Source organism: Amycolatopsis sp. WAC 04197, assembly GCF_003947475.1.
Lineage (GTDB): Bacteria > Actinomycetota > Actinomycetes > Mycobacteriales > Pseudonocardiaceae > Amycolatopsis > Amycolatopsis japonica.
Genome location: NZ_QHJK01000018.1, coordinates 64,243 through 80,052, shown reverse-complemented (window position 1 = coordinate 80,052; position 15,810 = coordinate 64,243). Strand labels below are relative to the sequence as shown.

General features: G+C 68.2%; 35 protein-coding genes. 29 read left to right on the top strand and 6 right to left on the bottom strand.

What is annotated here, in order from left to right; translation table 11 throughout:
* Window positions 1–126 precede the first annotated feature (126 nt).
* From DMC64_RS42010 to DMC64_RS41920, 20 genes are all read left to right on the top strand, one after another.
* Complete coding sequence (locus DMC64_RS42010; protein WP_125738151.1) at window positions 127–447, top strand: hypothetical protein; 321 nt, start codon at window positions 127–129, stop codon at window positions 445–447.
* A gap of 199 nt (window positions 448–646) precedes the next feature.
* Entirely contained in the window at window positions 647–940 is a 294-nt protein-coding gene (locus tag DMC64_RS42005) for a hypothetical protein (protein WP_125738150.1), read from the top strand.
* 97 nt (window positions 941–1,037) lie between these two features.
* Window positions 1,038–1,337: a hypothetical protein gene (locus tag DMC64_RS42000; RefSeq protein WP_125738149.1), complete on the top strand. Its 300-nt coding sequence runs from the start codon at window positions 1,038–1,040 to the stop codon at window positions 1,335–1,337.
* On the top strand, window positions 1,331–1,597 hold the full coding sequence (locus tag DMC64_RS41995) for a hypothetical protein (RefSeq protein ID WP_125738147.1): 267 nt from the start codon (window positions 1,331–1,333) through the stop codon (window positions 1,595–1,597). Before DMC64_RS42000 ends, DMC64_RS41995 begins: the two co-directional genes overlap by 7 nt.
* Window positions 1,594–1,788: a hypothetical protein gene (locus DMC64_RS41990; protein ID WP_125738145.1), complete on the top strand. Its 195-nt coding sequence runs from the start codon at window positions 1,594–1,596 to the stop codon at window positions 1,786–1,788. Before DMC64_RS41995 ends, DMC64_RS41990 begins: the two co-directional genes overlap by 4 nt.
* A 136-nt stretch (window positions 1,789–1,924) precedes the next feature.
* Window positions 1,925–2,467, top strand: coding sequence for a hypothetical protein (locus tag DMC64_RS41985; RefSeq protein WP_125738143.1), 543 nt, complete (start codon window positions 1,925–1,927; stop codon window positions 2,465–2,467).
* Between the two features lie 98 nt (window positions 2,468–2,565).
* Window positions 2,566–3,066, top strand: coding sequence for a hypothetical protein (locus tag DMC64_RS41980; protein ID WP_125738141.1), 501 nt, complete (start codon window positions 2,566–2,568; stop codon window positions 3,064–3,066).
* A gap of 205 nt (window positions 3,067–3,271) precedes the next feature.
* Window positions 3,272–3,640, top strand: a complete 369-nt coding sequence (locus tag DMC64_RS41975) for a WhiB family transcriptional regulator (protein WP_125738139.1) — start codon at window positions 3,272–3,274, stop codon at window positions 3,638–3,640.
* A gap of 37 nt (window positions 3,641–3,677) precedes the next feature.
* Entirely contained in the window at window positions 3,678–3,851 is a 174-nt protein-coding gene (locus tag DMC64_RS42865) for a hypothetical protein (RefSeq protein WP_158634327.1), read from the top strand.
* A gap of 8 nt (window positions 3,852–3,859) precedes the next feature.
* Entirely contained in the window at window positions 3,860–4,090 is a 231-nt protein-coding gene (locus DMC64_RS41970) for a hypothetical protein (RefSeq protein WP_125738137.1), read from the top strand.
* A 137-nt stretch (window positions 4,091–4,227) separates the two neighbouring features.
* The gene (locus DMC64_RS41965) at window positions 4,228–4,590 is read left to right on the top strand and encodes a hypothetical protein (RefSeq protein WP_125738135.1); all 363 of its coding nucleotides are present in this window, start codon (window positions 4,228–4,230) and stop codon (window positions 4,588–4,590) included.
* A gap of 49 nt (window positions 4,591–4,639) precedes the next feature.
* On the top strand, window positions 4,640–5,002 hold the full coding sequence (locus DMC64_RS41960; protein ID WP_040133687.1) for a hypothetical protein: 363 nt from the start codon (window positions 4,640–4,642) through the stop codon (window positions 5,000–5,002).
* Window positions 4,999–5,358: a hypothetical protein gene (locus DMC64_RS41955; protein WP_040133686.1), complete on the top strand. Its 360-nt coding sequence runs from the start codon at window positions 4,999–5,001 to the stop codon at window positions 5,356–5,358. The genes DMC64_RS41960 and DMC64_RS41955 overlap by 4 nt, the downstream gene beginning before the upstream one ends.
* A gap of 124 nt (window positions 5,359–5,482) precedes the next feature.
* Window positions 5,483–6,145, top strand: coding sequence for a hypothetical protein (locus tag DMC64_RS41950; protein ID WP_125738133.1), 663 nt, complete (start codon window positions 5,483–5,485; stop codon window positions 6,143–6,145).
* Window positions 6,146–6,210: 65 nt separating this feature from the next.
* Window positions 6,211–6,504: a hypothetical protein gene (locus tag DMC64_RS41945; protein WP_125738131.1), complete on the top strand. Its 294-nt coding sequence runs from the start codon at window positions 6,211–6,213 to the stop codon at window positions 6,502–6,504.
* Window positions 6,501–6,887, top strand: coding sequence for a hypothetical protein (locus DMC64_RS41940; RefSeq protein WP_125738129.1), 387 nt, complete (start codon window positions 6,501–6,503; stop codon window positions 6,885–6,887). Before DMC64_RS41945 ends, DMC64_RS41940 begins: the two co-directional genes overlap by 4 nt.
* A complete protein-coding gene (locus DMC64_RS41935) occupies window positions 6,884–7,348 on the top strand; it encodes a hypothetical protein (RefSeq protein WP_125738127.1) in 465 nt (154 codons plus the stop codon). The genes DMC64_RS41940 and DMC64_RS41935 overlap by 4 nt, the downstream gene beginning before the upstream one ends.
* 17 nt (window positions 7,349–7,365) lie before the next feature.
* Window positions 7,366–7,560 (top strand): hypothetical protein, encoded by a 195-nt coding sequence (locus DMC64_RS41930; protein ID WP_125738125.1) that lies wholly within the window; start codon window positions 7,366–7,368, stop codon window positions 7,558–7,560.
* Between the two features lie 29 nt (window positions 7,561–7,589).
* Complete coding sequence (locus DMC64_RS41925) at window positions 7,590–8,024, top strand: hypothetical protein (RefSeq protein ID WP_125738123.1); 435 nt, start codon at window positions 7,590–7,592, stop codon at window positions 8,022–8,024.
* A 3-nt stretch (window positions 8,025–8,027) separates the two neighbouring features.
* Window positions 8,028–8,348, top strand: a complete 321-nt coding sequence (locus tag DMC64_RS41920) for a hypothetical protein (RefSeq protein ID WP_125685099.1) — start codon at window positions 8,028–8,030, stop codon at window positions 8,346–8,348.
* Between the two features lie 42 nt (window positions 8,349–8,390).
* Here the strand turns inward: DMC64_RS41920 and DMC64_RS41915 are convergent, their stop codons facing one another.
* Window positions 8,391–8,711: a hypothetical protein gene (locus DMC64_RS41915; RefSeq protein ID WP_040133679.1), complete on the bottom strand. Its 321-nt coding sequence runs from the start codon at window positions 8,709–8,711 to the stop codon at window positions 8,391–8,393.
* Between the two features lie 63 nt (window positions 8,712–8,774).
* Window positions 8,775–9,407 carry a hypothetical protein gene (locus tag DMC64_RS41910; protein WP_125738121.1) on the bottom strand — a complete coding sequence of 211 codons (633 nt, stop codon included), beginning with the start codon at window positions 9,405–9,407 and terminating at the stop codon, window positions 8,775–8,777.
* Here DMC64_RS41910 and DMC64_RS41905 point away from each other — a divergent pair.
* From DMC64_RS41905 to DMC64_RS41890, 4 genes are read left to right on the top strand one after another with little or no spacing between them, the layout of a single operon-like run.
* Entirely contained in the window at window positions 9,387–9,893 is a 507-nt protein-coding gene (locus DMC64_RS41905) for a hypothetical protein (protein ID WP_125738119.1), read from the top strand. The genes DMC64_RS41910 and DMC64_RS41905 overlap by 21 nt on opposite strands.
* A complete protein-coding gene (locus tag DMC64_RS41900; RefSeq protein ID WP_125738117.1) occupies window positions 9,890–10,204 on the top strand; it encodes a hypothetical protein in 315 nt (104 codons plus the stop codon). Before DMC64_RS41905 ends, DMC64_RS41900 begins: the two co-directional genes overlap by 4 nt.
* On the top strand, window positions 10,194–10,625 hold the full coding sequence (locus tag DMC64_RS41895) for a hypothetical protein (protein ID WP_125738115.1): 432 nt from the start codon (window positions 10,194–10,196) through the stop codon (window positions 10,623–10,625). The genes DMC64_RS41900 and DMC64_RS41895 overlap by 11 nt, the downstream gene beginning before the upstream one ends.
* The gene (locus DMC64_RS41890) at window positions 10,622–11,017 is read left to right on the top strand and encodes a hypothetical protein (protein WP_125738113.1); all 396 of its coding nucleotides are present in this window, start codon (window positions 10,622–10,624) and stop codon (window positions 11,015–11,017) included. The genes DMC64_RS41895 and DMC64_RS41890 overlap by 4 nt, the downstream gene beginning before the upstream one ends.
* An 8-nt stretch (window positions 11,018–11,025) precedes the next feature.
* Here the strand turns inward: DMC64_RS41890 and DMC64_RS41885 are convergent, their stop codons facing one another.
* The gene (locus DMC64_RS41885) at window positions 11,026–11,535 is read right to left on the bottom strand and encodes an endonuclease domain-containing protein (protein ID WP_040133674.1); all 510 of its coding nucleotides are present in this window, start codon (window positions 11,533–11,535) and stop codon (window positions 11,026–11,028) included.
* A gap of 45 nt (window positions 11,536–11,580) precedes the next feature.
* On the opposite strand from DMC64_RS41885, the gene DMC64_RS41880 reads away from it, so the two are divergent.
* The 3 genes from DMC64_RS41880 (at window position 11,581) to DMC64_RS41870 (ending at window position 12,654) form a co-directional block, all read left to right on the top strand.
* Window positions 11,581–11,904 carry a DUF6247 family protein gene (locus DMC64_RS41880; RefSeq protein WP_125738112.1) on the top strand — a complete coding sequence of 108 codons (324 nt, stop codon included), beginning with the start codon at window positions 11,581–11,583 and terminating at the stop codon, window positions 11,902–11,904.
* Window positions 11,905–11,932: 28 nt separating this feature from the next.
* Window positions 11,933–12,172, top strand: coding sequence for a hypothetical protein (locus tag DMC64_RS41875; RefSeq protein ID WP_228695044.1), 240 nt, complete (start codon window positions 11,933–11,935; stop codon window positions 12,170–12,172).
* Between the two features lie 77 nt (window positions 12,173–12,249).
* Complete coding sequence (locus DMC64_RS41870) at window positions 12,250–12,654, top strand: hypothetical protein (RefSeq protein WP_125738110.1); 405 nt, start codon at window positions 12,250–12,252, stop codon at window positions 12,652–12,654.
* Here DMC64_RS41870 and DMC64_RS41865 read toward each other — a convergent pair.
* From DMC64_RS41865 to DMC64_RS41855, 3 genes are all read right to left on the bottom strand, one after another.
* Window positions 12,638–12,889 (bottom strand): hypothetical protein, encoded by a 252-nt coding sequence (locus DMC64_RS41865; RefSeq protein WP_125738108.1) that lies wholly within the window; start codon window positions 12,887–12,889, stop codon window positions 12,638–12,640. The two genes, DMC64_RS41870 and DMC64_RS41865, sit on opposite strands and share 17 nt — an antisense overlap.
* Window positions 12,890–12,958: 69 nt before the next feature.
* Window positions 12,959–13,717: a hypothetical protein gene (locus DMC64_RS41860; RefSeq protein ID WP_125738106.1), complete on the bottom strand. Its 759-nt coding sequence runs from the start codon at window positions 13,715–13,717 to the stop codon at window positions 12,959–12,961.
* Window positions 13,718–13,916: 199 nt separating this feature from the next.
* A complete protein-coding gene (locus DMC64_RS41855) occupies window positions 13,917–14,801 on the bottom strand; it encodes a hypothetical protein (protein WP_125738104.1) in 885 nt (294 codons plus the stop codon).
* A 151-nt stretch (window positions 14,802–14,952) separates the two neighbouring features.
* Here DMC64_RS41855 and DMC64_RS41850 point away from each other — a divergent pair, with 151 nt between their 5' ends.
* The gene (locus tag DMC64_RS41850; RefSeq protein WP_125738102.1) at window positions 14,953–15,183 is read left to right on the top strand and encodes a hypothetical protein; all 231 of its coding nucleotides are present in this window, start codon (window positions 14,953–14,955) and stop codon (window positions 15,181–15,183) included.
* A 25-nt stretch (window positions 15,184–15,208) separates the two neighbouring features.
* On the top strand, window positions 15,209–15,724 hold the full coding sequence (locus tag DMC64_RS41845) for a hypothetical protein (RefSeq protein ID WP_125738100.1): 516 nt from the start codon (window positions 15,209–15,211) through the stop codon (window positions 15,722–15,724).
* Window positions 15,725–15,810: the final 86 nt, after the last annotated feature.

Sequence of the window (15,810 nt, the reverse complement as noted above, 5' to 3'; positions counted from 1 at the left end):
TCGAGCCATCCGCGCGGCGGGCACCGTGCCGCAGGCCAACGACCAACCGTCAACCAACGGGTTGACACTCACCGGCAATGCGATTAGAGTCCTACATGTCAGCAACGCACTATGAAGGGAACCTCAATGGTCAACACCCTGACCGACATCACCGAACTCCCGATGGAATTCGCCGACTTCATCCCGTGGGAGCAGCCCGAATGGACACCGGCGGCCGGGTGCGTGAGGGTCTTCGACTACTTCATCGCCTACGGCATCCACCCCGTCCTCGGCGTCGGAGTGGTGACCGTGTCCAACCCGCACTGCGGCATTTACCAGGTGCGCCAACTCGCCCGCGTGATGGACACGCCGCTTGAGGATGCCCGCGCGACCGCCGAGTGCATCGTGGCCGCCGTGTGGACCGCCGAGAGGCCGGATCACCCGCTGGTGGTCGATCGCGCCGCATGATGCCGTGAGCCGTGTCCGGCTGGCCGTCGAGAGTGGATTCTCGGCGGCCGCCGTCCGTGGCGTCTGGGGCGAATGGGCCTTCTTAGAGGGACGTGCCGACATTGCCCCGCGCCCCACTGGCGTCAACTGGATGGTTGACAAGGCAAGGGTGTACCGGTAGTGTCCTTCATGTCAGCAACGCACGCCCGAAGGAGTCGCCGTGAACACCACCCAGATCCCCGCCGCGTTCCGCCCGTCGCCCACCGCCGTCCGGATCCTGAGCATGGACACCGGCGACGCCGTGAAAGCCATGAGCGGCAACAACGTCATGGGCGCCATCGTCGCCGAGATGGGCGCCCACTTCGAGCGCCGCGCCGTCGCTGCCCAGAAGGCCGCCGCCACCCGGGCGCGGAACGCGGAGGCGAAGGAGAAGCGCGACCACGCGCGCGCCGTCGCCACGCGCTGCGGCTACTGCTTCCAGATCCCCGCCGCCTCCGGCGCCTGCTGGTGCTGATCGCCTGACGGCGGGGCGTCAACAAACTGGTTGACACCCCGCCGTTGTGCCGGTAGAGTCCTTAGTGTCAGCAACGCAAAGCATGGAGGAACACCACATGCGCAAGTACGCGCCCCCCATCGCGGCCGCAGCCGCAGTCATCGCGATCCTCTTCACCGTCACCCTCGCCGCCACCGACCCCATCACCCTCGCCAACGTCGCGCTCCCCGCACTGCAGGCCGTCCCCGACCTGGCCGTCTACACCTTCAACGAGATCCGCGACGGCGTCATGAACACCGTCACCGGCCTCGTCACCGTGTACGACGCGCCCGGCAACGCCGGGATCCTGGTCGCCAACCTCGGCGGCTTCGAGTGGCGCGGCACCCCCGGCCTGTTCGTGTGCGGTGACCAGTGCTGACCGCCACGAAATCGCCCGACGTTGCCCGACTCGCCGAACTGAACGCCAAGGCCGGACGGCCCACCGAAGGCCACCCGCTCGCCGCGCTCACCCGCGCCGAACAGGACGAGCACGCCCACCTGCTCACCGAGCTGGTGCACCGCCACTTCGACGCCGCGCCCGCGCTCCTGCTCAAGCGGTTCCCCGCCTGCCCGACGTCCCTCATCGACTACGCCGACGACCTGCTCGAACTCGACGCGACCCGGAAGGGCCAGCCGTGAACCCCGACCAGATCCGCGCCGCCATCGAAACCGGACTCCGCAGCTACGGCTACCGCGAAGGCCGCACCCTCAAGGGCCCGCAGGCGTGGCGCCACGCGTGGCCGACCGCGCTCGTCGACCACCTGACCGCGCAGCTCGTCGACACCTTGTCGGCCGAGCAGCCCGACCAGGCGAGCCCGCTCGCCGGATGACCCCGGGCAGGGGCGCCGCCATCCCCCGGCGCCCCTGCCCGGCCCCAGCCGCCGCCAGCCGGCAGGCCGACACCGATCACCCCGCCCGGCAGCGAAGACGCGCCAGCGGCCAACCAGAACCGGAAGGACCACACCCGTGGCTACCGAATTGCGCACCAACACCATCACCCGGCCCGCGTGCAAACTCACGCTCACCATCGTCTACCGCACCGACGAAACCCAGATGGCGCCGATGTGGCACGTCACCGGCGACCTCGGAGACGGGAGCTTCGAGACGTACGTCTCGCACGACTACTCGCACAACGTCTACGACGCGATTCTCTTCAACCACCCCAAGGCCACCGTCGCCATCGCCCGGCAACTCACCGCCCGCGAAGAGCAGTCCATCGGCGAAGTCCTCGTCATCAGCGGCACCGAACTCGGCGCCGAAGCCGACGTCGTCAAGTGGCGCGACGAATTCACCGTCACCTACACCGTCAACGACACCGAGCGCATCGAGTCCGTTCCCGCGTGGAGGCTCGCCGCCCTCACCGGCCGCACCAGCAACGGGATGCCGTTCGCCAACCTCGCTGAACTCACCGGCCTCAGCCTCGACAACGGCCAGCCGTGGGGCTCCCTGTTCCAGGCGCTCGACCTCGACCCGCGCGCCACCGTCCGCATCGTCCGCATCAAGCGCTGAATCGCCGTGTGGCCCCGCTGAGCGCGGGGCCACACGTTCACCCCGGACATCCCCCGAAGACCCGCCAGCGGGCCACCAGGCCCCGGAAGGACCCCGTCATGTACGCCGAGATCAGCAAACGCGACGTCGACCCCAACCAGTACTCCAACCTCTGGAAGGTCACCGGCGACTTCGGCCCCAAGGGCAACACGCTCTACGTGCCCGCCTGGGACCTCGCCGACCTGTACGAATTCGTCGCCACCCAGCACCCGAACACCCCCAAATACACGGCGAAGCGCTACACCTGGGCCGAAGAAGAGCGCGTCACCCACATCACCGTGATCAGCGAAGGCGAAACCCGCCGCTGCGCCTACGACGAGGTGATCGGCGTGGAGATCACCTGCGACAGCTACGGCGATGCCGTCGGCGACTCTGTCAAGTTGTGGCAGCTCGCCGCGTTCCTCGGCCACCCCGAGGAGGACGACGAGACGCCGCTCAACCTCGACGCCCTGATCGGCACGGACCCCGTCGACACCAAGGGCTGGTCCCGCCTGTTCATGCACGGCAACTACGGCGACGCCGCCAACCTGCACATCGTCAACATCGACACGCGCCCCTGACCCACTCGACCGGCCCCGCCCGCCAGCGGGGCCGGTCCTGTTTCGCCGAGGGCGCCACCAAGCCGCGGCCGCCGGCCTTCACCCCGCAGCCGCGGAAGACCCGCCAGCGGGGGAGCAGGCCGGGCGAGACGGCGCACCGCTGGCGGGGCCACCTGATCCCATCCGGACGGAACGCGCCCATGCCCGACCGTCCAAGGGGGACACCGTGACCAGCCCGCCCGCCGCGCCGAGCCGCGACGAGATCCTGCGCGCCGAGCTCGCCGCGCTCACCCCCTCGCTCGCCCGCCTGGTCGACGAGGACTGGCGCCTTGACGCCGCGTGCGCCGAAACCGGCCCGGACGTGTTCTTCCCCGAGCAGGGCGACGTTTCCCGCGCGCACCGCGCGGCCCGCCGGGTCTGCCTCGGCTGCGCGGTTCGCGTCGAGTGCTTCGCGTCCTCGGTCGCCGGAGACGAGCGGTACGGCACGTGGGGCGGTGTGACGGCGGGGGAGCGGGAACGGGAGCGGAGGAAGCGCGTCGCGGCCGGGATCGGCAGCGTCAACCAACGTGTTGACACCAAGCGGGTAGTTGACTAGAGTCCTTTATGTCAGCAACGCAAGCACGGAGGATGACATGAAGAAGAACGAGGACTCCAAGCCGCAGGACTCCGCCTCGGCCGACATGCGCGGCGCGATGGCCGACGCGCAGATGTTCGGCCGCTGGGTGGACGCCGCGATCGAGTACGAAACCACCCAGCGCGGCATCGAGGACGCCCAGCGCCACGCCAACGGCGGCGGCGAATGGTGACGTCCAGCGTGGATACCCCGCGCTTCACTCGCGAGCAGGTCAAGCAGGCGGTCAACGACGGGCGAGACCTCGTCGACCGCGAACTCCGGCTCGCCGACAGCGATGACGACCTGCTTGACCTGGTCGTCAACGCGATCCTGACCCGACTCGACAACCCCGAGGTGGACTTCGACGGCGTCGTCGAAGAGTGCTACCTGGCATCTCCCGCGACCGTCCGGTCCTGGTGGCACTGGTCCTGATCAAGCGCGCCGGATGGCGTGGCAACTGCCCCGCCGTCCGGTGTGACCAGTAAACGACCGTCAACCATTGAGTTGACGCCAAGTGCGACACCGTGTAGAGTCCTTTAAGTCAGCAACGCAAAAGCACGGAGGACCCCATGGCCGCCAAAACAATGCTCGAATTCCGGAACGACAGACCGTTCAAGGAAACCCGAGACACCATCATTCCCGCGCTCACCACCAAGCGGTTCAAGTACGAGATGCCCGCCTGGTCTGACGCCATCGCCTTCAACGACACCGTCGGCATCCGCGTCGAGGTACACCCCGGCAGCGCCATCAGCGTCATATTCGCCGACGAGGCCGCCGCCAACGAAGCCAGCAGGCTCTTCGGCCGCTTCATGGCCTCCACGAACCCCGCCGGATGGCGCCGCGTCGGCCACGTCCCCGACGCCGTCCTCGACGCCATCCAGTACGTCCACTGCCAAGAAGGCCGCAAGCTCGCCGGGCTCCCGCCGCGCTGACCACCCGCGCGCCCCAGTCCGCCAGCCATCCCGAACCGGGAGAAACCCCATGCACCCCAACAGCGTGCCCACCAGACTCGCCCACCTCGACAAGATCGCCGACCGGATCGCCGCCGAGCTCGCCCCCATCGGGTTCGTCGACGTCCCCCGCGAAGACGACAACGAAGTGCGCTACATCGACCACCCCGCCACCAAGACCTACTTCTCCATCGGCCTCACCGGCGTCAGGCTCAGCTACTTCGACCGTCCGGACGCCAAGGTCGGCCCGCGCACCGTCTGCCACACCATCCGCGTCGGATACGAACCGGTCGGAGCTCCCGCCCAGCACCGCGACGTCGACGGCATCGTGCTCATCGCCCGCCTCGCCGTCGCCTACTTCACGACGCTCGACGCCCAGCAGGACGTGGCATGAGCAAGAACCAGAGCATCGACGAGATCCGCAGGCAGATCGCCAGGCGCGCGCAGACCGACGCCGAACTCACCGCCCTGCTCACGCCACACGGCTTCACCCGCCACGCGAACGAGCACGCCGACGACATTCTCTACGTCCAGGACGACACGAACACGTACCTCTCGATGGGGACCTTCGACGTGTACCTGTCGTTCTTCGCCCCGACCGGCAGAGGCGACGACGGCCGCATGATCGCCCTCGGCCACGTCCACCAGGACATGCACGACAACGCCGCCGACACCTACGCGTACGTCGCGATCACCCTTCACGAGGCCGCAGCCCAGCGTCGGCTCAACGAACTCGCCGAGCCGCGCTGACCAGCTCGCACACCCCCGGTCCTGCACGCCCCTGCGTGGCGGGACCGGGGTGCACCATCCCCAACCGACTTCACGGCCCGCCCGCAGCCGGCAGGCCCCGCAGCCACCCACCAGGAGGCCCGCAATGCCCACCACCCGAGACCGCGCCATCGTCGTGGTCGACGTCAAAACCTCCGGCGACGAGTTCAACCGCCTCGGCCACGTCCCCGTCGAAATCGCGTGGTGGAACCTCGCCACCGGCGACTCCGGCGACTTCCTGGTCAAGCACAACGTCCAGTACGTCACCGACTTCGGCGACCCCGACGCGCTCCGCGCCCTCCGCTACGTCGAACGCGGCCTCGGCGACCAGGACCAGGACGTCAACCACCGCGAACTCATCCGGCTCGAATCCCACCTGTACGCCAACACCCTCGCCGCCGTCGACGTCGCCCGCGTTGCCCGGCTCCTCGCCCTCCAGTACAAGCTCGTCCCGCCCTACCTCCGGCCGAACTGGGAGGACAACGTCACCACCAACGAGCCGTGGCACCCGCGCCTGCTCGACCTCGCCAGCTTCGCCAGCGGCACCCTTGGCACCGCGCCCGGCCGACTCGACAGCCTCGCCGACCTCGCGGCCGCGCTCGACGTCGACCCGTTCCGCGAAGGCACAGCCGCCGGGGACGTCCACACCGCCGGAGAATGTCTCCTCGAGCTCATCGCCCGCAGCGAAACCCAGCACCACCGTGGCGCCCAGCTCCGCCGGCTCTTCGGCGGCCGCCGCCGCGCCCGTCGTCTGGCGGTCGCACGATGACCACCTTCGCCCCCGAGGTCAACCAACCGGTTGACGCGATAGGGGAGGCCCTGGAAGCTCTGGCCATGCCGACGAACCCCGCGCTCCGCCAGGCCGCCGCCCTCATCCGCGCTCTCAAGCTCGACGTCGAGTTCGACCCCGCCAACCCGACCGCCGACGACTACGCCGCGCTCCAGGAAGTCGAGGCCGCCGCCCGCCGCGCGATCGTGGCCGCCCGCGTCGCCCTCGTGGACCAACTGACCGCCGAGAAGGGCAGCCTCGCGCTGGCCGCAGCCGAACTCGGCGTCTCGAAGCAGTACCTCAGCCGCATGGTGACCGCCGAGCGGAAGCGTGAGGAAGAAGCCGGGGAGACGACGTGACGACCCTGACCGACCGGCCCCGCCATCACCCCGTCCTGGACCGGGGCCGGTATGCCCGCCTGCTCGCGTGGCTCGACCAGCGCACCGCCCGAGCCCGTCGACGTCGACGGGCAAGCCTCGCCCGCAGACTCACGCTCCGCGCCGCCAGGATGCCCGGCCACTGGGTACCCGCCACCGACGTCAAGGTCGGCGAAGTCATCCTCGAAGCCGCATCAGGCCCGCGCTACGGCGCGGGGGAGCGAGTCCTGCACGCCACCCCAGCCGCGGCCGAAGGCGTCGTCGAGATCTCCACCGACACCGCCGAGCACGACCTTCCCGCCTGCGACTGGGTGCGGCTCGCCCAAACGAGCACCGACTCCGGCTCTGGAAGGATGCCCCGGTGACCAGCCCCAACGACGACACCAAGCCGAAGCGGAACGCGCAGGACACGCTCGCCGACGTCCTCGCGCTCGGCACGACGCTGCACGATGAGCAGTGGGCGAAGATGAGCACCGAGCAGCGCGCCGCAGCCGTGCGGGCCCTCGCCCGGCAGTTCGACGAGATCGGCGGCCAGCTGGAGAAGATCGCGAAACAGCGCGGCACCTGGACCGGCGTCCTGCCGCTCTACGACGGCGAGGCGACGTACGCCGCCATCGGCGGCCGCCTCGTCCACACCGGTGTCGTAGGCGGCCCAGCATGGGCCGAGGACCCCGAGACGTTGCCCGAGCAGGTGATGTTCTGGGAACGACCCGAGCAGATGAGCGGCGGCGCCACCCCGGCCGCCCGCACCGCCATCGCCCGCCGCCGCGCCATCATCGAGGCCGGCGAGAAGGCCCTCGGAATCTCCGCCCCCGACCAGCCGTAACCCACGAAGGACACCCCATGCTGCCGCAAATCCCGCTCGACGACCCGCGTGTCCTGACCCTGGCCCAGGCCCGCCAACAACTCGCCCACGACTGCGCGTACCTGCCGACGTGGGACGAACTGACCCCCCAAGAGCAGCAGGACTCGCTGGCACCCGCCCGCAACTACCTGGAAGCGGCGATCAACGCCGGGCTCATTCCCACCGCACCATGAACCACTCGCCCACACGGAGGACCCCGCCCATGCCCGAGCACGAACACCCGGTCGCGGACGAACTGATCGCCAAGTACTGGCCGCATCCGGACTACAGCAAGGACCGCGTCGCCTCCGCGCTCGACACCGCCGCCGAGCTGCTCCGGTTCGTCAACCACGCCCTGGTCAACAACAGCGCCGGAGCCCTCCCACACGTCCAGGACGTCCAGGACGCGGCGTACCGGCTGAAACTGATCTCCAGCCGCATGGCCCAGCCCGCGGAAATCCTCGCGCAGCGGCTCCTGCGCATGACGGACGAAGACCCCACGCTCTACGCCACCGAAGGCAACGCCAACACCCACACGCACGCCGCCGCCGGAGACCTCGCCCGCGCATCCGCCCGCGCCACCGACACGTCGGAAACCTTCGACGCCGCATTCAACCGGCTCGGCCGGGTCGGACACCGGTTCCCCGACGAGGAGTAGGCCGTGTCCAGCCGCCAATGGGCAGCCACCCGCGACGCCTCCGGCTACGACCGGCCCGACGTCCGCACGATGAAGCGGTACCACTTCGCCCACGTCGGCAAGCCCTTCCGCACCGGCCAGCCCATGAACCCCGTGGCGGTCTCGATGAGCGCCGTCTGCTCCGGCGCCCTGCTCGACGAGAACGGCGCCATCCCTGCCCGCGACGTCGAACCGCGGCTCCGATGCCGACGTCTCGCCTGCCGCAACGCCTGGAAGGACGCGGAATCGGATGCGGGACCACCGCCTGCGAACAGGGTCTTGAACGGGTCGTGCCCGCCGGCCTGACCGTGCGCCGTGCTGGTCCGCACGGGCAGGCCGGAGCGGACGCTACGCCTCACCCGCTGGCCGGACCGCGTTCTTGTGCACCAGCTGCCGCACCGGGAGCGTCGTCCTCCCGTTGCTCGACACGAGCGTCAGGTCGACCAGCGCCCACCAGTCCCCGGTGGACGACATGACCCACGCCTGGAGCAGCCCGCGGACACGGCCGCCGCCGACGCCGTACGCCCGGCACCAGATCGGGGTTTCCTTGCCCCAGCGGAGTCGTTGAGCCGGGAGCACCTGGGACATGTCGACCTCGACGTCCTCCGGCGGCTCTTTCGGGCGCACGGCACCGCGCACCCATCCCGGAGACTCGCCATCGTCGAACACGCGTTCGATGATGCACCCCGGAGGCGCGGCGGTCTACCTCGGGGCCAAGACGGAGTGAGTCACCTAACCAGCATCTTTGTCACCAGGCAGGGGCGCCCCCTGCTCGTTCAGGACGAAAGCAAATGCCTTGAACAGCTGGGCCCGCGTCTCGGGGTCAAGGTCGACGAGGACGGCTTCGAGCGCCTGGCCGTTGTCTCCGTTCGCCCCCTGCATCATGGCGTTCATGACGTCGGACAGGGTCTCCATGCTCATCGCGCCGTCGAACGGACTCACGCCTTCGGCGTCGATGTAGCGAGCGATTCGCTTTGCCTCGTCCGGATTTCCTGCGTGGTGCGCGGCGATCATGGCGCTGGCTTGCGACTGCTCAAAAGACGACACGGCTTCCCCTCGTGGCACGAACACGTCCTCCGGTACAGCGTGCCAGCCGCGGCCGTGGCCGATCGGGTGAACCTCCAGCGAATCGGCAACCGTAGGTTGCCGGGCCCGATACCGGCAACCTACGGTTGCCGGATGCTGTATCCCCTCGACGTCCTCGAACAACATGAGTTCGGCCAACAACTTCAACGCCTCAACATCGAAAACCGGCACATCGGATACGGCTCCGACATCGAGACCCTCGACGTCCTTCAAGGTGCCGTCGCCGCCGACCGCGCCGGCCTGGAACGTCCGGACAACGTGACCACCGAAGACCTCCACGGAGGCCTTCGCCTGCTCGTCAACCTGCGCGAGGATCTGGACGCCGCCGAGATCCGTTTTATCGAAGGCGCTCTCGACCGGGGCCAGTCGCTCACCGCCCTGGCGAAGGACGTGTACGGCTACAGCCGCCCAGCCCTCACGAAGCGCTACTACAACATCCTCGGCGGAACCCGCTCGCCTCTGGTCGGAAACCCGGAAGCGGTCACCCCGCCCGGGATCGTGGTGCGGTACTGGATGGCGCTCACCGAGGCCGACGTCACCGGGCAGGAGGCCGTCGAAGTGCAGCTGCGTCGCTTCGGCAACGACTACGAACCCGTCGTCCCGTTGAAGTTCAGCCGCGGCGAGCACGCCTCATGGCGCGGCGAGCTGCCTCGACCGGGCAAGGTCATGAAGAGCACCATCTACCCGTCGGGGGACAGCACACGACCGATCGAGGTCTGGATGCGCGCCGAAGCCGCGCCAGTGACGGAGGAGCAGGGGCGATGACCAGCAGCCAGCAGGCGAGAAACGACCCGAGAAGGCTGCCCACCTGGGACCACATGATGGGCAAGGCGCTGGAGGAACTGACCGGCGCGCGGGGACGCCTCGGTGACGCCCGGGACCAACTCAACTCCGACTGGCGGCCGCCCGGCCCGTACTCGGCGGACGCGGGACTCGATCGCCTCGCGGTACTGAAGAAGATCGCCGCGTTGAAGATGGGCATCGACGAAGTCAAGCGCGACCTGTACGCGATGATGGACCGCGAGAACGAAGCCCGGCCAGCCAAGAAGTCCTCGGAGACGCACGATGACCGGTGATCGCGACTTCCCGCACCCGCTGGGGAACATTCGACCCGCGCCCCAACCCGCTCGCACCGAGGCGGAACTCCTTGCCGCGCTGGGGCTTTCGACCGACGTTCCCGCCAACGGCTTGAGCCAGATGTGCGACTTCTGCGAACGCTCGAAGGATCAGCGTCCACCCCGCTGGTATTACCCGGTGAAGTCCACCGTCACCATGAACTTCGGCGGTATCGACGTCCCGGTCGACGCAGGGATTCTGACCGGCCCCGGCTGGGTCGCCTGCGACCACTGCCACGCCTTCATCGCACGCGGAGACTTCGCCGGCCTCGCCGAAGAGCTGGGCTACGCGCAGCTCGAGTACAGCGGCGTCGACCAGTTCCGGAAGATCATGCTCGGACCCGGGCAGCCATTGGCCGAGGGGAAACGAGGCCCATCGTGATCAGTGAAACCCAAGCCGCGTACCTGCGCGGTCTCCGGGAACGCGACGAGGCAGGGGAGCGGTGGATCCTCCAGCTCGGTCCGTGGAGCGACGCGATGATCCCGGCCATCACCTGGTACGCCACCGAGAAAGGCGACCAGCCGCCAGTTCCATCGGACGACGAGCTGACCGACCTTCTTCGGCGGGAGAGGGCGGGGGAACGGTTCGACACCGAGATCGGCCCCTACAGCGCCCTCCTGCTCGCCTGGGCGATCAACGGGGTGATCCGCCACCAGGACTTCAAGGAGTACGGGCCGGAGATGTTCCGGCTCATGCTCGACCAGCTGACGCTGATGTTCATCGACGATCCCGAAGGCGCCGAGCTTCTTCGTGCCTGGGAAAGCGCACGCTAGCGGCGCGTCTACCCCGACGACTCCTCCTGAGCGGCGATCTCGGCTCGTAGCGCGCGCCGTTCGTCGGCATTCAGGGCCGGAGGTCGCGGCCGCCGCCCGCGGTTCGGGTAACGGATCTTCAAGGCGGCCGCCGGAGGCGCGGTGAGGTAGCGCGCGTAGGCGCACCCATCCACGTGAAGGCAGTGATCCACCCGGCCGTTGCACCAGTTGCACAGGAACCCCCGTACGAAACCGGTTCGATGATCGTGGTCGACGCGTTCACCGCGCATCGGGCACGTCATGCAGGTCGAACCATACGTGGCGATCAACCGCCTCCGGATAACGGCGATCGGCCCCGTCCCCGTCGTGCTCAAGGGCGGAGACAGCAGCTCGATGGCCTCCAAGGGGACCGAGCAGCGGCGATGAACAGCCTCACGGATCATGCGGTCGAGATCTTCGCGTTCCGCGCCGGAGTGCCGCCCGTGGAACCACTGAAGGTATTCGCGACGTCCCGGCGTCAGGTCTTCCAGCCCCACCATGCAGCAACGATCCCAGTTCGACCCCGGGCGGGCTATGGTGAACACGTGACTGCGGCCGCGCACCACCCCGAGCACCCGGAGCCCAGCGGGCTGGAATCACCCTGGGCGATCCGGGATGCCCTCCTGCCGGAGGAGCGCGATGAGTTCGGCGCTGCTTTCCAGCGGGCGCTAGATGTGGCAAAGAAGACCCGGAACCCGGGCCTCATCTTCGAGACGCTGGAGAACTGGCGTCGGATCGCGCAGCAGACCCTCGTCGACCCGGCCGCGCACCGCGCCATGCTCCAGCAGGCCGCGCGCACCATGCGGACCGGTGAACCGCCGGCTGGCGCCGTATCGCCCGCCCAGGTGCGGGCCTTCCTCGGCCGGTAGAACCCCTTCTCCTGTGGCGTACCGCATCGTGACGGATCCGCGCGTCCTCGACCAGATCCGCAAGCTCCCGGACGACGTCCTGGACGACTTCGTCGAGGTGTACGACTTCCTCGAGCTGGTTCCGTGGAGCGCGCCGCCGTACAACATCGCCAAGCCCGATGGCCCGATGCGCCAGCTGGACTTCGCGGAAGGCCGCGGCTGCGTGACCTATCTGGTGCTCGACGACCAGGACCGCGTCGACGTCCTCGACGTCACCTGGCTCGGCTGATCCTCTGTTCGAGGGAATCAGTGGGGAATGTCCAGACGTGGACATCCCCCACTGATGTTTCGTGCTGGAGTGGCCGTATGCCGAAGTACGCGCGCCGCGACAGCGAGATCGACAACTACAAGTTCCAGGCCATCGAGGCACGGATCGTGATCCCGCGCTTCAACCTGACCCGGCTGCTGATGACCATGCACCCCCGGACGATTCTGCCTGGCCCCAAGCAGAAACCGCTCACGGACAGGGACGTCCGACAGGCCATCGATCACGCGGCGAAGAACCTGACCTTGGATCCGACGCACCCGATCGTGGAAGCCCTCGACGGTCCCGACTCCGCCATACGCGACGCGGCCCTGCTGCTGTACGCGTGGATCGATACCGAGCTGATCCGGTTGGGTGTCTTCGGGCCCGATCAGGACGAGTGGATCGGGAACCAGCTGGCGAAGCGCGGCCTCACGCTTCCCGAACAGGTCACCGCGGCGAGCTAGCCGCCGGCCTCGGTTGCCGGGTGTCAGATGCGGCGAGACGGTGGAACGCCGCGACGTCGCGGTTGCGTTGCCAGAGGGTGAGCAGGCCAGGCAGGAGCGGCGGCCGTTCGTGGCCTGGCCGGTCGGTTTCCTCGACGTGGTCCGGGGCAAATCCTTCGAGCCGGTAGTAGCGCTCGCGGTATGCCTGGAAACGGATCAACGGGTCGTCATCGGCCAGCGCGGAATCTAGATCCATCCCCGGATTCTTTCGGACGCTGGGGCTACCCGATGGAGTGACCAGGTAGCCCCAGCGCCGGACGGGAAATCAGTGCTCGGTGATGGTGAATTCGCGCGGGTTGAACGGGGTCGTGGTGACGTCATCCCAACCCCGTGGCTGAGGAGCGGTCGGGTCGAGCTCCAGCTCGTACATGCCGGTCTCGATCCCGGTGCCGGGATTCGTCCAAGGTCCCGTGACGGTGCCGGTCCAACTGGCCGCGTACTGGGACATGTCGTCTTGGTAGAGCCAGTGGGTGTCGATGGTGATCCGCTTGCCGATCAGGTGCGACCAGTCCAGGCCGGGCGCGTGTGGCTTGTCCTTCCGGCAGTACGGCGGGCAGTGCTCGCGGAAATGCCAGAACCCCTGCAACGCCTTGCCGCACTTCGGGCACTCGGTGAAGTCCTTCGACCGCTTCCGATCGCTTTCACAGGTGGGACAGTCCACGCCGGGCTCCTGCCAATGCTCATCGTGCTCACGCTCGACCTCGCGGAAATACGCGTCCAGCTCGGCCTCCTGCCGTAGTTCGGCGCAATAGCAGCCGTCGCAGGTGGTGCACACGCCGCAGCCGCGGCACAGGTTGCCCAGGTAGTGCCCGCAGATGGGGTTGACGTCGTTGTCGAGGGTGACGACCGCGGGCATCTCCGGGCCGCCCTGGTCGACGGGACGGGGCCGGAACGGGTTCGCGGCGGCGGTGCTCTTGCGGTCGTCGGCAGCGTCGATCGCGCGCAGGGCCTCGGTGTACGTCACGCCGTGGTCGGCCATGTATTGCCGGACGTCGCGGCGGCGACGGTGGTTGTGACGGGTCATCAGGTCGTCCTCCAGCGAGGGCCCACGCACCCCGCGAGGTCGGCCTGGTCGTCCAGGTGATCGCGTCGGGTGTTTCGTTCGCACTGAGGCGGCGCCGTCTTGTCCTCGGTCACCGTGTCGGCCGCGTGGGGGCCGGATCGGCTCGGAGATGGGCCTGTGCGTTGCCCAGGCCCACCACCATAGCCGTGCTCACCGACAATCACGTACCAGTCACTCGCTCGGCGTCGCGCCGCTTCTTCTCCGCCTGATCGAGACGCGCCTGAGCGCCCTCGATCCAGCGGTGACGGTCGCCGGGTTCGAGCTTGTTCCACGCTCGGACTGGCCAATGCACGCGATCGCCAGCGTGGCGTGCCATCTCGCCGAGCCAGGTACTCATGGCGACGAGCAGAACGTCGGGGTCGACCGCGTCCAGATCGCGGGGAATCTCGTCACTTAGGTCGCGTCCGCGGCCGCGGGCAGCGTCCGCGACGGCCTTGTCCATGATCGCCTCGGTGATGGTGCCCGGGAGGCGTTCGCCCAGCTCCAGAACTTCGTCCTCGGTGAGGAGTTTGTCCGCGAGGACGGACGTGATGACCTCGATGAGCACGTGTCTCCGGTTTTCGACCCGGAGACTGTCCGCCATGGTCATCTCAGCGGCTCCTTCGACGGCGAGGAGGACCCTGATCCGCGCTCCGTCCCGCGCGACCTGGTCGACGGCCTTCGGGCTCCAGGTTCGTGTGCCACCAAGGGTTTGCTCGTAACGCTTCTTCGCCGCCTGCCGGCTGATTTCGTAGGCGGTGCCGATCTCGGTCCAAGAAACGTCGCGGTCCCTGAGTGTTTCGATCACCAGCCGCTCGGTGGCGTTGAGGGCCAGGCGCTCTTCGGGGATGACCTTCAACGCGGTCCAGAGGTCGTCGTCGGTGACCTCGTCGAGCCGAGGCAGCCCGAGGGTGCCGAGGGCGGGGCGCATGACGGGCGAGTCTTCGAGGATGGTCATGAGGCCCACGAGGGCTTCGCCCGCGGACGGCGGGACGTCGTGTTCGCGTCGGAGGGCGGCGAATCGGCTGAGTCGTGCTCGCGCTGCTGCGGCTTCCTGCTGGTCCATTCCGCAACCATAGGTTGCACATTATGTTGACGCAACCATTGGTTGCGCAGCCGATCGGGTGTAAACCAAAGGTTGCGCTAGGTTGGTTCAGTACATAATCTGTATTATGTACTGAGTATTAGGACAGCGTTACGGATCGAGGGGATTGCCCGTGACTTCCATCCCGTACCCGCACGCCCGACACGACTGCACGGGTTGCCGGGAGCTGGACGCCGACGTCGAGATGCTCGACGAGAACGGGCGGTCCTTCAAGCCTCCCCGCGAGCTGTGCAGGAAGTGCCTCGGCAACGTCATCCCGATCCTGGCGTTCGACGGCTCTGGTCCCGACATGGACCAGCCGGTCACCGTGAAGATGCGCCCGGCCGCCGGACGACGCGCATGAGCATCCACAGACGAGAAGGAACCTCGTGAAACTCTTCGGCTACGAACTAAGTCGCAAGGCTGCGGCCGCCGAGCAGCAGCGCCAGCGGGACGCGCGGAACCAGCGCGCCATGACCAGCGTCGTCGGCGAGCCCGGCCCGACCGACGCGAAGGACACTGCGGCGCCTATCGCGGCTGACGAGATCGACCAGGTGTACGTCATGCTCCGCGCCGCGCAGAAGAAGAACGACTCCGATGCCGCCGTCTACGGCAATGCGCGGGTGAATTTCCGGGCCGACGAGATCGTGCGGGAGCTGCGTCGCCGGATGGGCGCGGCCGCGGCGGTGAATGCCGTTCCGGAGTTCTGCCCGATCTTCGACACGGAGATCGACTTGTTCGAGCAGGCCATCCGGCTGATGGAGAGCAGCGTCTTTACCGGCGAGAGGGTTGCAGGAGAAGGCGCCAGGTCGCTCCTGGCCGACCTGCACCTTCGCCAGGGCTATGCCGAAGTGGTCCAGTACGGCGCTCTGCCGGTCTTCCGCAGTCCGGGAGGTGACGCCTAACCCCGACACCCGACGGGGGCCAGCACGCCCCGCGCACACCCCACTTCCGACATCACTTCGAGCTGTCAGCACAACAGCGAAGGAGA

What these genes read in the sequence shown, in the direction of transcription:
- DMC64_RS41885 (WP_040133674.1), bottom strand. Translation starts at nt 11,535, where the DNA reads ATGGTGGGGCTGGAAGACCTGACGCCGGGACGTCGCGAATACCTTCAG.
- DMC64_RS41900 (WP_125738117.1), top strand. Translation starts at nt 9,890, where the DNA reads ATGACCAGCAGCCAGCAGGCGAGAAACGACCCGAGAAGGCTGCCCACC.
- DMC64_RS41895 (WP_125738115.1), top strand. Translation starts at nt 10,194, where the DNA reads ATGACCGGTGATCGCGACTTCCCGCACCCGCTGGGGAACATTCGACCC.
- DMC64_RS42010 (WP_125738151.1), top strand. Translation starts at nt 127, where the DNA reads ATGGTCAACACCCTGACCGACATCACCGAACTCCCGATGGAATTCGCC.
- DMC64_RS41870 (WP_125738110.1), top strand. Translation starts at nt 12,250, where the DNA reads ATGCCGAAGTACGCGCGCCGCGACAGCGAGATCGACAACTACAAGTTC.
- DMC64_RS41860 (WP_125738106.1), bottom strand. Translation starts at nt 13,717, where the DNA reads ATGACCCGTCACAACCACCGTCGCCGCCGCGACGTCCGGCAATACATG.
- DMC64_RS41945 (WP_125738131.1), top strand. Translation starts at nt 6,211, where the DNA reads ATGCCGACGAACCCCGCGCTCCGCCAGGCCGCCGCCCTCATCCGCGCT.
- DMC64_RS41950 (WP_125738133.1), top strand. Translation starts at nt 5,483, where the DNA reads ATGCCCACCACCCGAGACCGCGCCATCGTCGTGGTCGACGTCAAAACC.
- DMC64_RS41855 (WP_125738104.1), bottom strand. Translation starts at nt 14,801, where the DNA reads ATGGACCAGCAGGAAGCCGCAGCAGCGCGAGCACGACTCAGCCGATTC.
- DMC64_RS41960 (WP_040133687.1), top strand. Translation starts at nt 4,640, where the DNA reads ATGCACCCCAACAGCGTGCCCACCAGACTCGCCCACCTCGACAAGATC.
- DMC64_RS42865 (WP_158634327.1), top strand. Translation starts at nt 3,678, where the DNA reads ATGAAGAAGAACGAGGACTCCAAGCCGCAGGACTCCGCCTCGGCCGAC.
- DMC64_RS41980 (WP_125738141.1), top strand. Translation starts at nt 2,566, where the DNA reads ATGTACGCCGAGATCAGCAAACGCGACGTCGACCCCAACCAGTACTCC.
- DMC64_RS42000 (WP_125738149.1), top strand. Translation starts at nt 1,038, where the DNA reads ATGCGCAAGTACGCGCCCCCCATCGCGGCCGCAGCCGCAGTCATCGCG.
- DMC64_RS41865 (WP_125738108.1), bottom strand. Translation starts at nt 12,889, where the DNA reads ATGGATCTAGATTCCGCGCTGGCCGATGACGACCCGTTGATCCGTTTC.
- DMC64_RS41965 (WP_125738135.1), top strand. Translation starts at nt 4,228, where the DNA reads ATGGCCGCCAAAACAATGCTCGAATTCCGGAACGACAGACCGTTCAAG.
- DMC64_RS41925 (WP_125738123.1), top strand. Translation starts at nt 7,590, where the DNA reads ATGCCCGAGCACGAACACCCGGTCGCGGACGAACTGATCGCCAAGTAC.
- DMC64_RS41955 (WP_040133686.1), top strand. Translation starts at nt 4,999, where the DNA reads ATGAGCAAGAACCAGAGCATCGACGAGATCCGCAGGCAGATCGCCAGG.
- DMC64_RS41930 (WP_125738125.1), top strand. Translation starts at nt 7,366, where the DNA reads ATGCTGCCGCAAATCCCGCTCGACGACCCGCGTGTCCTGACCCTGGCC.